This window comes from Demequina sediminis, from assembly GCF_039545075.1.
Taxonomy (GTDB): Bacteria; Actinomycetota; Actinomycetes; order Actinomycetales; family Demequinaceae; genus Demequina; species Demequina sediminis.
In genome coordinates, this window is the sequence record NZ_BAABRR010000008.1 from 82492 (window position 1) to 97125 (window position 14634).

The window sequence follows — 14634 nt, forward strand, 5'->3', positions numbered from 1 at the left end:
GGGTTCGGTAGCGTCGCTCCCATGCAGCGCGCGAGGATCGGGACCACGGGACTCGAGGTGTCGCGCCTGACGCTGGGCACCATGACCTGGAGCCGCGACACGGACGAGGACGAGGCGGGGGCGCAACTCGACGCGTTTCTCGATGCCGGCGGCACCCTCCTCGACACGGCGGCGTCCTACGCGGACGGCGGCTCGGAGGAGCTGATCGGGCGCATGCTGGGCGGCACGGTCGCGCGCGCGGACGTGCAGATCTGCACCAAGGCTGGCATCCGGAGGACGACCCACGGCGGCGTGGTCGACGCCTCCCGCGACACGATGCTCGACACGCTCGACGCCTCGCTCGCGCGCCTGGGCACCGACCACGTCGACGTGTGGCTCGTGCACCAGTTCGACGCCGGGACGCCGCTTGACGAGACGCTGCACGCGCTCGAGATCGCGGTCAACAGCGGCCGCGCGCGCTATGTGGGCGTGTCGAACTTCCCCGGCTGGGCGACCGCGAGGATCGCGACGCTGGCCGATCGCCGGCCGTCAATCGCCGCCACACAGGTCGAGTACTCGCTGCTCCAGCGCGGCATCGAGCGCGAGGTCGTCCCGGCGGCCGCGGCGCTCGGCATGGGCGTGATGGCGTGGTCGCCACTCGGACGCGGCGTGCTTACCGGCAAGTACCGCTCGGCGATCCCCGCGGACTCGCGGGCCGCCTCCGAGCACCTCGCGGGCTTCGTCGAGCCGTATCTCGACGACCGGGCGGGATCGATCGTCGAGGCGCTGGCGATCGCGTCGGAGGGGCTCGGCGTGAGCGCGCAAGAGACTGCCCTCGCGTGGGTGTTGTCGCGGCCCTTCGTGGCGACCGCGGTCGTCGGCGCGCGCACCGCCGAGCAGCTCGTGCCCTCGTTGCGGGCCACGCAGTTGCGGCTGCCTCCCGCAATCGGAGACGCTCTCGACGAGGTCTCCGCGATCGATCTGGGATACCCGGAGCGGCGATGACTCCCCCGGCCTGGCGGTACGGCGAGCCTCAGCGCAGCTCGAAGTCGTCCAGGTCGTCGTCGAGGATGTCCTCGTCCTCCTCGGCGTGGGGATCGAGTTCGTCCTCGGCCAGGCCGTCCTCGTCGGCGTCGGAGTCGTCCGCATCGTCGAGCAGCATCGGCAGGGTCTCCCCGTACTCGACGTCCAGGACCGCCTCATACCTGTCAAACGCCTCGGCGAGAGCGTCGTACGCGTCGTCGACCGAGGCATCGGCCTCTCCTCGACGGGCGAGGACGGCGGCGAGGTGCTCCTCGTACGCCGCGACGAGCACCCTCAGCGCCTCATGCGCGTTCGAATCCATGGCTATGACGTTACCCGGACACCGGGTTGAATGGGAGGCGAGATGAACCAGCACAGCGAGCGCTCCACCCACATCGTCACTCCGACGCGCCGCGTCGCCTCCGCGGACAGTCGCTTCGACTGGCGCGTGGTCGACATTCCGCGCGAGGTCACACGCGCCGAGGCGCGCGCGCTGCTCACCGAGCAGGCCGAGTACGGGCGCTGGGACCTCATCCGTTCGCAGACGTTCATCGGCGGCGCGCGACGCGTGTGGCTGCGGCGCCGCGTCATGAACGTCCGCCGCACGGACCTCGCCCGGACGGACGCCGCGTAGGAACCCGCGGCCTCGAGACGCCTCAGCAGTCCGCGAGGAAGCGCACCATCACGTCGGTGCCGAACTCGAGCGAGTCGATCGGCACGCGCTCGTCGATCCCATGGAAGAGCGCGGGGAAGTCGAGCTCGGGAGGCAGGCGCAGCGGCGCGAAGCCGTAGCCGGCGATCCCGATCTGGGCGAGATGCTTGTTGTCCGTGCCGCCCATCATCATGTACGGCAGCACTACCGCGTCCGGATCGTCAGCGGTGACCGCCGCGATCGCCTTGCGCACCAGCGGGACGTCGAACGGCAGGTCGATCGCGGGCTCCGTGATGTACTGCTCGACCTTGACGTGCGTGCCCGCGAGCTCCTCGATCTGGCGCAGCACCTGCTCCTGCTGACCCGGCAGGAAGCGCGAGTCGACGTAGCCGCCCGCGGTGTCGGGGATCACGTTGGTCTTGTATCCCGCGTCGAGCATCGTCGGATTCGAGGTGTTGCGCAGCGAGGCCTCCACCATGCGACCGACCGATCCGAGCCCCGCGACGATCCTGTCGATGGTCTCGGCGTCGTCGGCGTACTCGATTCCCATGAGCTCGCCCGCACCCCGCAGGAGCGTCTCGACTGTCGGATTCACGTCGAGCGGCCACGGGAAGTCGCCGATCCTCGACATCGCGCCCGCGAGGTGAGTGACCGCGTTGTCGCGATGCACCAGGCTGCCGTGTCCCTGGACCCCCGAGGCGGCGAGCCGCAGCCACTGGATGCCCTTCTCCCCCGTCTGGAACAGGTAGACGCGCCGGCCCGCGACCTGAATCGAGAAGCCGCCGACCTCGGAGACGGCCTCGGTCGCGCCGTGGAAGTCCTCCGGGTGGTTGTCGACCATCCACTTCGCCCCGTGGGCGCCGCCGTGCTCCTCGTCCGCGAAGAATGCGATGACGATGTCCCTGGCGGGCTTGATCCCGTCGCGGACCATGCGCGACACGGCCGCAAGGTACATCGCGTCGACGCCCTTCATGTCGACGGCACCGCGGCCCCAGATCATCCCGTCGCGGACCTCGGCACCGAAGGGATCGACGCTCCAATCCTCGGCAAAGGCCGGCACGACATCGAGGTGTCCATGCAGCACGAGCGGTTCGCGCGTGCGGTCGGCGCCCTCCCACAGCGCGGTGAGGCTCGCGCGGCCGGGCTCGGACTCGCGGATCACGGGGTCAAGCCCGAGTCCCTCGAGGACGTTTGCGACGTAGTCGGCGGCCACACGCTCGCCAGGGCCGGGAGCTTCCCCGTAGTTGGAGGTATCGATGCGCATCAGGTCGCGCGCCATGCGGACCACGTCGGACTCGGTCATGCGCCCCAGGCTATCGGGCGTCAGATGACCCGCCAGCCGTTCACGATCACGATTCCCAGCACCACGAGGCCCGCGAGCGAGAGCAGGTAGACGAGCCGTCGATAGCCGGCCTTCTGGGCCGCGATGACGATGCACGCGACGGCGCCAGGAATCAGTGCGAGTCCGTAGCGTCCGGTGACCTGGAGGAAGTACTGGGGCACCGCGGTGTTGAGGTACGCCTGGGCCTGGACGATGGTGGGGTAGAGAACCGCTCCGGCCAGCAGCATCCAGCCCAGCGACCTGCGCGCGGGCTCCTTGGCGCACGCGACGATGACGGCAAACACGGCGCCGATCAGCAGCAGGTTGAGCAGCCTGGTCCACGACACCATGAGCGCGACGTCGAGCGGCTCCTGAAGGTAGTAGTCAGAGACCAGGTTGAGGCCGCTGAAGGCCGTCTCGAGCCACTCCGAGCCAGGCAGCCCAAGGACATCGCGCGTGTTAAGTCCCACGAGCGGGTTCTGCCAATTCGGATCGCCGCGTCCTCCCTGCCATGCCTGCCACAGTGCGTAGGGCACCAGGATCGCGGCAGCCATGGCCCCCACGAGCGCCACGTCCTTGCCGCGCGGGTGTGCGCGACGCCAGCCGCGCACCACGCGGTACGTGAGCAGCGCGCCGAGCGCGATGAAGGGAATGGCGCCGATCGTCTTGGTCATCCCCGCCACCCCGGCGAGCGCGGCGGCCACCCGCCAGTCGGCATCGTCGTCGACGAACACGCGCGCGGCCAGCCAGATGGCCGATGCCCCGATGACGATCGCGGCGGTGTCCGGATTGACGGTGGTCACCGCGTGCAGCACGCGCGGGAAGGCGGGCAGGAGGAGCGGCGCGATGATCGCGGCGGCGGGGTCGATCCGCCACCGCCGCAGCGCGATGAAGGTCATGTACATCCCGGCCGCGAGCCACAGCACGCCGAAGAGTCGCGCCGCGGTGACGAAGTCGATCCCGTCGATCGCCGCGTCCATGGTGCGCGCCGGCACCCCGACCGACACGTAGTAGAGCGGGGGGTGGCTGAAGTTGTATTGCTGACCCGAGTAGGGGAACTGCCATGCCTGTGCGTCCTCGCCACACGCCGGCAGCACGTAGCGCTCCTGGCCGACGCACGCCCAGATGTCGCGGATCTCGGGGGCGATCACCGAGCCCGCGAATGGCACCTCGAGGTGCGCTGCTTTCCAGGCATAGTCCGCGTGGGTGGGCTCGTCGATGCGGGACATCGCAGAGCCGGGGCCCAGCACCACGGGGATGACGATGGCTGCCGCGACCGCGAGGTAGAGCGCGAGAACGCCGGTGCGCGCGCGCCAGGTGTCGCGGAAGGAGGCGGCCCAGTGCTCGGCCATGCCGATCCACTCGGAGGGCAACAACGCCCTCCGTTGGGTCGTGACTGTCACCGGCGCTCCTTGTCGGCCTGCAGGGGCGCCGAACTGGCGCGCTCCTCGCATGGTACCGGCGCCTTTGCGCGAACCGCGCGCGACTCCCCGCGCGCTGCTCGCGGCCGCGATGGGGGCGAGAATGCGAGAGGACCCGACCGTGTGATCGGGGCCTCTCATGTGGTGTCCGAGGGGGGACTTGAACCCCCACGCCCTATACGGGCACTAGCACCTCAAGCTAGCGCGTCTGCCATTTCCGCCACCCGGACAGGTGAACCAAGGTGCTCCGCGGAGCGCCTCAGCGCGAGAAGAACTGTAGCACGGCAGGACCGGCCCAGATTCCACTCGCGCCGTGGCGCCCCGCGGTCACGTCAGGTGAAGAGGCTCACGCCTCCGGGGCCGATCAGCAGTGCGACGACGATCAGCACGATGCCCCACAGAATCTGCTTCTGGAACAGTCGGATGACGCCGATGATGCCGATGATCGCGGCGATAATCCACAGGATGAGATCCCACATGGTTCTTCTCCTTCTCGTTTGTCTTGCATGTTCTGCATGATGCACAAGGGTCAACCGCACGTGACGTCCCAGGTATTCCCGACTCCGTTGGATGACACGTCATCGACCGCCCCCGAATCGGGGCTTCTCTAACGGAAGTCGCGACTGCGTGAGGGGACCCTCAGCGACATCGGAGATAGGTGTTCCGCCACCAGGTTTGTGGAGCCGTCCGCCCTCTCGATGCGGCCCCGAATCACCAGCGCGGGGGACCTCCTGGCGACCGCCTGAAACCTCTTCCACACCCCCACCGAACAGATCACGTTGAGGAAGCCCGTTTCATCCTCAAGCGAGATGAACGTGACGCCGCGCGCGGTGCCGGGGCGCTGGCGATGAGTGACGATTCCGGCGACGGTGATGCGCCGCTCGGCCTCGTGAGTGAGGACGTCGGCGACGCGCAGCACGCCCGCCTTATCGAGCCCCTCGCGCACGAACGCGGTGGGGTAGCCATCGACCGAGACGCCGGAGGCCCACACGTCCGCGACCGCCTCCTCGACCTCGCTCATGCCCGGCAGCATGGGCGCCTTCGCGCCCGGCGCGGTGCCGGGCAGCGTGTCGGGACCCTCCCGGGACAGCACGCCCGAGGCCCACAGCCCCTCGCGGCGGGTCACCCCGAACGTCTCGAGTGCTCCCGCGGTCGCGAGCGTCTCCCACTGCGGCGTCGACAGTCCCTTCTCGGGCGCGAGCCCCGCCTCCCCCGAGACCCCCTTGGGGCGGATCCTCACGCGGCGCGCCATGTCCTCGAGCGACTCGAACGGGCCCGCGGCGCGCGCCGCGACAATCGCCGCCGCGGCATCGTCCCCCAACCCCCTCACCGCCCCCAGGCCCATCCTCACCGCAAGGGTCGGGTCCACGTGCACGAGCCGCGCGAGTTCCTCGCGCCTCTCCCCCGGCGGTTCGAAGGGTGCGTCGAGCTGCTCGATGCGTGCGCGCACCTCGGAGCGGGCCACGCACGGTCGCAGGATCGCCTGTCCGTGGCGGCGAGCGTCCGCCGCGAGGGACTGCGGCGAGTAGAAACCCATGGGCTGCGCCGCGAGCAGCCCCGCGTAGAAGGCCGCCGGCCGGTGCACCTTGAGCCAGCTCGAGGCGTACACCAGGTAGGCGAAGGAGAACGAGTGCGACTCGGGAAAGCCGAAGTCCGAGAAGGCCTTGAGCTTGTCGAAGATCTGGTGGGCGACGTCCGCGGTCACGCCACGCGCATTGGCGCCCACCATGAACCGTGCGCGCAGTGCCTCCATGCGCTCGGGGCTGCGCTTGGAACCCATCGCGCGGCGCAGCTGGTCCGCGAGCGCGCCATCGAAGCCGGCGCAGTCCATCGCCATCTGCATGAGCTGCTCCTGGAACAGCGGCACCCCCAGCGTCTTTCCCAGGGACTTCTCGAGCAGCGGATGGAGGTAGGTCACGGGCTCGCGACCGCGCGCGCGGTTGATGTACGGATGCACGGAGCCGCCCTGAATGGGCCCGGGACGGATGAGCGCAACCTCGATGACGATGTCGTAGAAACGGCGCGGCCGGAGGCGGGGCAGCGTCGCCATCTGTGCGCGCGACTCGACCTGGAACACGCCCACGGTGTCCGCCGCGCACAGGAGGTCGTAGACCTCGGGATCCTCCTGCGGCAGCGAGTGCAGCCCGAGGTCCTCGCGGCGGATGTCCTGCAGGTCCCTGAACGCGTACTTGAGCGCGGACAGCATGCCCAGGCCCAGCAGGTCGAACTTCACCAGCCCAGCATCGGCGCAGTCGTCCTTGTCCCATTGGAGGACCGTGCGACCGGGCATGCGCGCCCACTCGACCGGGCACACGTCGATGACGGGGCGGTCGCACAGGACCATGCCGCCGGGGTGGATGCCCAGGTGGCGCGGCAGGCGCAGGAAGCGGTCCGCGAGGTCAAGGACGGTCGAGGGGATGTGCTCGAGGTCCTGCGTGGGGGGCGGCTCGGGCCACATCGCGTCGCGCTGCTTCGCCGCCCACTCCTCCTGCTTCTCTGGTGGCACCCGCAGCGCACTCCACCGGTCGATCGACTTGGACCAGGCATCCTGCTGCCCCACGTCGAAGCCCAGCGCGCGGGCGGCGTCGCGCACCGCGGAGCGCGGCCGGTATTGGATGACATTTGCAACCATGGCCGCGTTGATGCGACCAAACCGCGCGAAGACGTACTGGATGACCTCCTCGCGGCGGTCGGACTCGATGTCGACGTCGATGTCGGGTGGGCCGTCGCGCTCGGGGGCGAGGAAGCGCTCGAACAACAGCCCGTGCGTGACCGCGTCCACCGCGGTGACGCCGAGCGCGAAACACACGGCGCTGTTGGCCGCGGAGCCGCGCCCCTGGCACAGGATGTCCGCGCGGCGGCAGAACGCCACGATGTCGTGGACGATCAGGAAGTAGCCGGGGAAGTCGAGCGCCTCGATCACCGCGAGTTCGTGCTCGATCTGCTTCCATGCGCCGGGGACCCGTTCCGCGTCGGGCGGCCCGTAGCGCTCCCGCGCGCCGCGGTACGTGAGCTCGCGCAGCCAGCTGGCCTCCGTGTGGCCGGGCGGGACGGGATAGGGCGGCAGGTTCGGGGCGACCAGGTGGAGGTCGAACGCGCATTCGGCGGCCAGTCGGGCCGCGGTGGTGACGGCCTGGGGATGACGCCGATGCCGGAACAGCATCTCTCCCGCGCTGCGCAGGTGCTGTCCTGGCGAGCCGGGCAGCCAGCCGTCCATCGCGTCGAGGGAGGAACGTGCGCGCACCGCGGCGAGCGCGCCGGCAAGGTCGGCATCGCGCGGGGTCGCGTAGTGCGCGTTGGTGGTCGCGACCAGCGGCAACGATGCGTCGAGGGCCAGGTCCGCGAGTGCGGCGTTCACCTCGGAGTCGTGAGGAGAGCCGGAGTCCGTGATCTCGACCGCGACCCCCTCCCTGCCGAACATCGCGACCAGCCGGTCGAGCTCGAGGCGCGCCGCGGCGTAGCCGTCGCGCGAGACGCCCCCCGCCAGGGCATCGGCTCCCGCCCTGCGCGCTCCCCCCACGCCGGAGCCGCCCATGCCCGTGAGGGCGGCACGCACGGGGCCCTTGCGGCAGCCGGTGAGGACCAGCAGATGGCCGGCACCCGCATCCGCGAGAGTCTCGAGGGTGTAGCGCGCAAGGCCTTTCTCCCCCGTCGCGAGGTGTGCCATGCCGATCGCATGACTGAGCCGCGAGTAGCCCTCGGCGCCGCGCGCGAGGACCACGAGGTGGGACGCGCGTGGGTCGGGCACCCCGGTGGGCGGGTCGAGCACGGGGCGTCCGCCGGGGCCGTCGACGGCGAGGCTGAGCTCCGCGCCAAAGACGGTGGGCAGTCCGATTGCCCGCGCGGCACCGGCGAAGCGCACCGCGCCGTAGAGTCCGTCGTGGTCGGTGAGCGCGAGCGCGCTGAGTCCCAGGCGGCCGGCCTCCGCCGCCATCTCCTCGGGCATGCTGGCGCCGTCGAGGAAGCTGAAGGCGCTGTGGGCGTGCAGCTCCGCGTAGTCGGGCACGTCAGTCATAGATGGCCTCAAGCGTCCAGCGCCCCTCGCCGTACGCGAGCAGCACCGCGAGGTCGCCCTCGTCGCCCTCACGCAGCGCGACCTGGAGGTAGACACGCCGGGACGCATCCTCGGACCACCAGCGCTCGGCGACCGGCCAGGGACCCGCCCACGACTCCACGGGGCGTGCGCGGTCCCACACGGGCCCCTCGAGGCGGCCCACATGCCCTGCGGACGGGTGGCGCTGAGCCGCGCGGGCGCGTTCGTCGGAGGGGTCGGCCTCGAGCCGCACCCACGTGGGCGGAGCGCTCACGGCGAGGCGTCGGCTCACGCTGACCGGGGCGCCGCCCGCGTCGAGCACGAGCGCGGGGCGGGGTGCGGGGGGCACCGTCGCGGGCGGCGGGTCGGGAATGCGTCCCGGCCATGGATGGGCGATCGCACGAGCAGGGGGTGCCTCCTGGCCCCAGGGCACCACGTGTGCCCTGTCACGGGGAGAACGCCCGCCCTGTTCGGCGACCGCGAGCACGCCCTCGGGGCCCAGCAGCCCCTGGACGCGTTCGAGGGCGCGGTGCGCGCGGGAGTCCGCCCCCGACACCCCGCCCCACAGATAGGACTGCTCCGCGCCCAGCGGCAGGACATCCTCCGCCACGAGCGCGAGGGACGCGAGGGGCGCTGGCTCCGGATCGACCGCACCGGCGCCCGCACCGGTGGCGGTGCCGGACAGCCACCCCTCGAGCTGCCACCGCACGCGGTCGGTCATGTGACGGGCGAAGGCACCCGCGCGCGTGCCCACATCCGTGCGCCACACCCGCTCGAGCTCGTGACCCTTCTCGGTGCGAGCGACGATCCGCACGCGTCCGCACCGCATGCCCGCGTCGAGCAGCGCGCGGTCGAGGCTCGCCGCGGCCTCCGCCGCGAGGGAGGTGAGTTGTTCGACGCGCTCCGCGGGGTCCTCGAACACGAGCTCGACGGCGATGTCCTCCTCGCCGCGCCGCACCACGGGCGGCGCGAGGTCCTCGCCACCCGCGAGCCGGTGGGCCCACGCACCCACGGGACCAAACCGCGCGAGAACGTCCGCGGAGGGCAGCGCAGAGAGGTCCCCGAGCGTCACGATCCCCAAGCGCGTGAGCACGCTCGCGAGACGCTCGACCTCGTCTCGCTGGGTCCGCTCCATGGCCGCGAGCGCGAGCGTCCCGATGGGCGCGGGAGCCAGGTAGTCGCGCGAGGCGCCCTCCGGCACCAGCATGCTCTCGCGCGCGGCGAGCACCGCGGCCAGCAACCCGTCCGCGGCCCCCACCGCGCACTCCACCCCCGCGTACTCCGCCACCGCGCTCACGAGCGCCTCGGCAAGGGCCTCCTCCGAGCCGTGAAAGCGCGCGGCACCCTCGGCGGGGATCATGAGCAGCCCCGGGCGGGAGATCTCGACCCCCGACACGGCCTGCTCGGCGGCGGCCGCCACGGCCTCGAACAGGCGCGAGTCGCGTCCCTCGTCGTGAGCGAGGATCGCGAGCTCGGGACAGGCCCGCTGCGCGAGCCTGCGCGTGCTGCCACGGCGGACCCCTGCCGCGCGGGCCGCCGCGGACACCGCCACCAGGGAGCGCCCGTGCAGGACCGCCGCGGGCGCGTCCGCCCCCAGGCCGGCCTCGGTCATGGCGGCGACCACGGGCCAGTCGGGAACCCACAGCACGGCACGGCGCGTCACCGTCACAACAGCCATGCCACACCTCCCAGCGATTCGAACATATGTTCGAGTGTGACACGAGCGTCCGACAGGACGCTAGTCGCCGAGAGGCCTCTCGCGCCGAGCACGGCGCGAACTCCTGCACTACCGTGACGCCATGAACCCGCACCCGAGGCCACCCAGCCAAAGGCGCCCAGCCCGAGCGCCCGTGAGACCGCTACCGCGCGCGCTCACCCCCCTCGCCCTCCTTCCGCTCGTCGTGCTCGCAGGCTGTCAGAGCGCGCCCTCTGTGGATCTCTGGAGACAACTTCCCGAGCCCACGAGCTTTCGGGAGGACACCATTGACAACCTCTCTGAACTCGTGGAGCGATCGGATCTGGTGATCGAGGGTGAGATCGTCGACATTGCGATTCGCGACCGCGGAGTCTGGTCAGAACCCCAGGGGCCCGACGATCTCGCCATCTTCGCCGAGGACATCGTGCTGACAGTGCACGCCACCGATTCCAAAGATTCAGAAGATATCGAGATCCGCATTGAGCGTCTCTATGACGAGCAACCTGGGTCAGGCCCTCTCGATGAGCGCTCCCTCAAGGTGGATTCCGACATGTACGTGTTTGCACTCATCAACGACGAGCATGCGGTCGCACTCGAGGCAGACGGCCCCGGATATCGATGCACCGACGAAGCGGATTTCTGCGGACTGACATTCAGCGATGGCATCCTCTACACCACTCCACGCCACACCGGCGAAGCCGTGCCCGTGAGCACGCTCCTCCCGGACGCCGGCGCGGTCACATCGTTCGCCGACATTCACGCCCTCGCAGCCGAGAGTGGCGTCACCGCCCTGAGCTGAGCCGCGTGCCACCCCTCATGCCGCGCCGCCGAGCGCACGCAAGGGCGCGGGCCCCGTCGGGACACCCGCGCCGTGACGCGCCGGGAGCCCGCCACCATCGAGCGTCAACGTGACCAGCCGCGCGCGGCCCGCCTGACGGCCCTGGGCCCGCACCGTCAGATCGCGCGTGCGCAACCGACCGTCCCCCGCCCCGAGTCCGCTCCAGCGTGACTCCACGACGGTCAGGCTCACGTGAGCCCCCGCCCAGGCACCCCCCGCGATCATCACCACGCCCCGCTCGCGTGCACGTGAGGCGAGCCGCCGCCTGTCGGAGTCGGACAGCGCCAGCCCCTCACCAAGCAGCACCACGTCCATGCCGTCGATGCACGCACCCGCGGCCGCGGCGGCCTGCACCCCGGGGTGAGGAATGAGCCCCACGCGCGCGAGGTCCAGCCCGCGTCGCGCGGCCGCCACCACCCCGAGAGAGGGGATCCCCACCACCGCGGTCCACGAACCCGCTGCCGAGGCCGCGGCGGCAAGCGCCAGCATGAGCGAGGTCGATCCCTCGACCGAGATCACCTGGCCGCGTCGCAGCCCCTGCGGCAGCACCGCGTCGAGGCCCGTGGCGAGCGGCAGCGTGGGCGCCTCCCACCGGTCCCGGCTGGTGCCCACCCGGAGCTGGACCTCACCGAGAGCGGCGCGCGCCTTGGCGATCCTCGCCTCGACCGTCTCCATGCTTCCTCACCCCCGGCATCGTCCGTACACCTGATCCAGCCGCCCGATTCATTCGAACGTATGTTCGATTATGACCCCGCCCTCCGACACTCGGCAAGGCGGCCCCCGCGGCCGCGCCGGCGCGGCCGCGGCGGTCCCATGGGCACGGTCACGGCCCGGAGGAAAAGGCCCTACTATGGCTGACCATGTCGACAATGCAAGCGCTTGCACGGGCCCACCACGACGGCTCGGCGCTCTACGCCCCCGACGGACCAGTGGACCTGGGCGACACCGTGACCCTGCGCATGCGCGCGGACGCAAAGGCCGGCGTGGACCGGGTGTGGATCCGCACCGTGCGCGACGGCGAGCCCGTCTACCTCGAGGCGCAGGCGGATGGCGAGCGCGACGGCGAGCGCTGGTTCGCCGCGGACCTCGAGCTTCACAACCCGCTCACCTCCTACCGCTTCCTGCTCGAGGCGGGCGGCGAGGTCGCGTGGCTGAACGGCACCGGCGTGTCGCATCGCGACGTTCCCGACGCCCACGACTTCAGCATCCACACGGAGGACTCGGCGCCGGCATGGCTCCGTGACTCAGTCGTTTACCAGGTATTTCCCGACCGCTTCGCACGCGATCCCGAAGGCGGGCCGACCACCACCCTCCCCGACTGGGCGATCCCTACCGCGTGGGACGCGGAACCGGCGGCGCTGCCCCCGCGCACGGGCAAGGAGGTCTTCGGCGGCACGCTGGGCGGCATCGAGTCGCGGCTCGATCACCTGCTCGGCCTGGGCGTCACCACGCTGTACCTCACGCCGTTCTTCCCCGGCCGTTCCAACCACCGCTACGACGCGAGCACGTTCGATCACGTCGACCCGCTCCTGGGGGGAGACGCCGCCCTCGCGTCGCTCACGCGCGCGGCGCACGCGCGCGGGCTCCGCGTCATGGGCGACCTCACCACCAATCACACGGGCGCGGGTCACGACTGGTTCGCCGCCTCCGCGGATGCCTCCGCACCCGAGGCGGCGCACTACCTGTGGAACGAGTCCCGCGACGACTGGGTGGGCTGGCTCGGCCACCGCAGCCTGCCCAAGCTCGACTGGCGCGATCAGGCGCTGCGCGAGCGCATGATCGCGGGAGATACCTCAGCGGTGCGCCGCTGGCTCGCACCCCCGTATGGGCTCGACGGCTGGCGCATCGACGTCGCCAACATGACGGGCCGCCACGGCGCCGTGGACCTCAACGCGGAGGTCGCGGAACACCTGCGCGGAACCGTCGCCGCGATGAACCCCGACGCCGCCGTGGTGGCCGAACACTGCCACGACGCGACCGCTGACCTGCGGCGCGGCGCGTGGGACGCGACCATGAACTACTCGGGATTCATGCGCCCCGCGTGGCAGTGGTTCGCCGCGCCGGGCACGGGCGCCCGCTACTTCGACGCCCCGGTCACCATTCCGTCCCGCACGGGAGGCGAGGTCGCCGCCACGATGCGCGACTTCCTCGCGGGCGTGCCGTGGCGCGTCGCGGCCAGGAACTGGAACCTGCTGTCGACCCACGACACGGCGCGGATCCGCACCATCACGGGCTCGCCGGAGCGCCAGCGCGCGGCCGCCGCGCTGCTCTACACGTACCCCGGCGTGCCGTTCGTCTTCGCGGGCGACGAGGGCGGTCTCGCCGGCGTCAATGGAGAACACGCACGGGTGCCGATGCCGTGGCACGACATCGACAGCGGCGGCCCCCGGTGGGATGGGGCCACTCACGCGACGTATCGCGAGTTGGGGCGCCTCAGGGCGGACTCGTGCGCGCTGCGCCACGGCGGGCTCAGGTGGGTCTACGCGGGGGACGATGCCCTGGTGTTCCTGCGCGAATGTCCTCACGAGCGACTCGCGGTGCTCATCGCGCGGGATGCCTGCGGCCCGGTCACGGTGGGCCTGGGCCCGGGCGTGCGTCGCCTCGAGACGCTCTACGGCGAGCTCGACGCGCGTCACGGTGTCGACAACGGGCTCGGGCGCATCACCCTTCGCACCGAGGGACCCGCCGCGCAGGTCTGGCGGCTGACGTAGGGGGCGTCAGCGGGCGCGCAGCGCCCACATCGCGACGGCCGATGCCGCGGCGACGTTGAGCGAGTCCACTCCCCCGTGCATGGGGATGACCACGGCCTCGTCGACGTGCGCGAGCGCCTGACGCGTGAGGCCGTCGCCCTCGGTTCCCATCACCAGCGCGACCCTCGCCTCACCCTCCGCCGCGCTCACCCGCGCCGCGAACTCGTCCAGGCCCACGGCATCGTCCGCGAGCGCGAGGCCGGCGACGGTGAAGCCCAGCGCACGGAGCTCATCGAGCGCTCCCGGCCAGGACTCGGCACGGGTCCACGGCACCTGGAAGACGGTGCCCATCGAGACCTTGACGGAGCGGCGGTAGAGCGGGTCGGCACACGTGGGCGACACCACCACGGCGTCCGCACCGATCCCCGCGGCCGAGCGGAAGATCGCCCCCACATTGGTGTGGTCGACGATCCCCTCGAGCACCACCACGCGCGACGCGCCGCGCACGAGCTCCGCGAGGCTGGGCAGCTCGGGGCGCTCCATCGACGCGAGGGCTCCGCGATGCACCTGGTATCCGGTGACATCCTCGAGCAGCTCCGCGGGAGCGACGTAGACAGGCACGTCCTCGCCCACGAGCGGCGCCACCGAGTCGAGCCATCGCTCACTCACCAACACCGCGCGCGGCGCGTGTCCCGCCGCGATCGCGCGCGCGATTACCTTGGCCCCCTCCGCCATGTAGAGGCCTCGCTCGGGCTCGAGCGCACGCCTCAGGGCGACGTCCGTGAGGTCGCGGAAGTCGGCCAGGCGGGGGTCGGTGGAATCGCCGATGCGGAGAACGGGCATGCCCCCATCCTCCCAGGGACTGGGGTGGGGTCGGGTGTGTGGGGCCGGGCGTGCCGGGTCGGCGACGCGGACCCGACCCGAATCCCGGACGATCTCCGGATCGACCCGCCAACGGAGCCGGCGGCGCCCCTGACGCGG

At 71.4% G+C, this 14634-nt stretch carries 12 protein-coding genes and 1 tRNA gene; 4 read left to right on the forward strand and 9 right to left on the reverse strand.

The genetic code is table 11. The features are described from left to right. Window positions 1-21 precede the first annotated feature (21 nt). Complete coding sequence (locus ABEA62_RS08680; protein ID WP_286216172.1) at window positions 22-984, forward strand: aldo/keto reductase; 963 nt, start codon at window positions 22-24, stop codon at window positions 982-984. A gap of 28 nt (window positions 985-1012) precedes the next feature. Here ABEA62_RS08680 and ABEA62_RS08685 read toward each other — a convergent pair whose 3' ends face one another. After that, window positions 1013-1324 (reverse strand): primosomal protein, encoded by a 312-nt coding sequence (locus ABEA62_RS08685; protein ID WP_286216174.1) that lies wholly within the window; start codon window positions 1322-1324, stop codon window positions 1013-1015. A gap of 42 nt (window positions 1325-1366) precedes the next feature. Here ABEA62_RS08685 and ABEA62_RS08690 point away from each other — a divergent pair, with 42 nt between their 5' ends. Then, window positions 1367-1636, forward strand: coding sequence for a DUF5703 family protein (locus ABEA62_RS08690; protein WP_286216176.1), 270 nt, complete (start codon window positions 1367-1369; stop codon window positions 1634-1636). A 22-nt stretch (window positions 1637-1658) separates the two neighbouring features. Here ABEA62_RS08690 and ABEA62_RS08695 read toward each other — a convergent pair whose 3' ends face one another. The 6 genes from ABEA62_RS08695 to ABEA62_RS08720 all read right to left on the reverse strand — a co-directional run bounded on the left by ABEA62_RS08695 (window position 1659) and on the right by ABEA62_RS08720 (window position 10107). Next, window positions 1659-2957, reverse strand: a complete 1299-nt coding sequence (locus ABEA62_RS08695) for a M20/M25/M40 family metallo-hydrolase (RefSeq protein WP_286216177.1) — start codon at window positions 2955-2957, stop codon at window positions 1659-1661. Between the two features lie 20 nt (window positions 2958-2977). After that, window positions 2978-4378, reverse strand: coding sequence for a glycosyltransferase family 39 protein (locus tag ABEA62_RS08700; protein WP_345379663.1), 1401 nt, complete (start codon window positions 4376-4378; stop codon window positions 2978-2980). 160 nt (window positions 4379-4538) lie between these two features. After that, window positions 4539-4626, reverse strand: a tRNA-Leu gene (locus ABEA62_RS08705). A gap of 102 nt (window positions 4627-4728) precedes the next feature. After that, complete coding sequence (locus ABEA62_RS08710) at window positions 4729-4875, reverse strand: GPGG-motif small membrane protein (RefSeq protein WP_286216181.1); 147 nt, start codon at window positions 4873-4875, stop codon at window positions 4729-4731. Window positions 4876-5003: 128 nt separating this feature from the next. Then, window positions 5004-8411: an error-prone DNA polymerase gene (locus tag ABEA62_RS08715; protein WP_286216182.1), complete on the reverse strand. Its 3408-nt coding sequence runs from the start codon at window positions 8409-8411 to the stop codon at window positions 5004-5006. Next, a complete protein-coding gene (locus ABEA62_RS08720) occupies window positions 8404-10107 on the reverse strand; it encodes a Y-family DNA polymerase (RefSeq protein WP_286216183.1) in 1704 nt (567 codons plus the stop codon). Before ABEA62_RS08720 ends, ABEA62_RS08715 begins: the two co-directional genes overlap by 8 nt. 325 nt (window positions 10108-10432) lie before the next feature. Here ABEA62_RS08720 and ABEA62_RS08725 point away from each other — a divergent pair, with 325 nt between their 5' ends. Then, the gene (locus ABEA62_RS08725; RefSeq protein WP_345379669.1) at window positions 10433-10924 is read left to right on the forward strand and encodes a hypothetical protein; all 492 of its coding nucleotides are present in this window, start codon (window positions 10433-10435) and stop codon (window positions 10922-10924) included. Window positions 10925-10939: 15 nt separating this feature from the next. Here the strand turns inward: ABEA62_RS08725 and ABEA62_RS08730 are convergent, their stop codons facing one another. Beyond that, on the reverse strand, window positions 10940-11638 hold the full coding sequence (locus ABEA62_RS08730; RefSeq protein ID WP_345379671.1) for a hypothetical protein: 699 nt from the start codon (window positions 11636-11638) through the stop codon (window positions 10940-10942). Between the two features lie 185 nt (window positions 11639-11823). On the opposite strand from ABEA62_RS08730, the gene ABEA62_RS08735 reads away from it, so the two are divergent. Continuing rightward, window positions 11824-13674: a glycoside hydrolase family 13 protein gene (locus ABEA62_RS08735; RefSeq protein WP_345379673.1), complete on the forward strand. Its 1851-nt coding sequence runs from the start codon at window positions 11824-11826 to the stop codon at window positions 13672-13674. Window positions 13675-13680: 6 nt separating this feature from the next. On the opposite strand, the gene ABEA62_RS08740 is transcribed toward ABEA62_RS08735, so the two are convergent. Beyond that, entirely contained in the window at window positions 13681-14496 is an 816-nt protein-coding gene (locus ABEA62_RS08740; protein ID WP_286216189.1) for a TrmH family RNA methyltransferase, read from the reverse strand. Window positions 14497-14634: the final 138 nt, after the last annotated feature.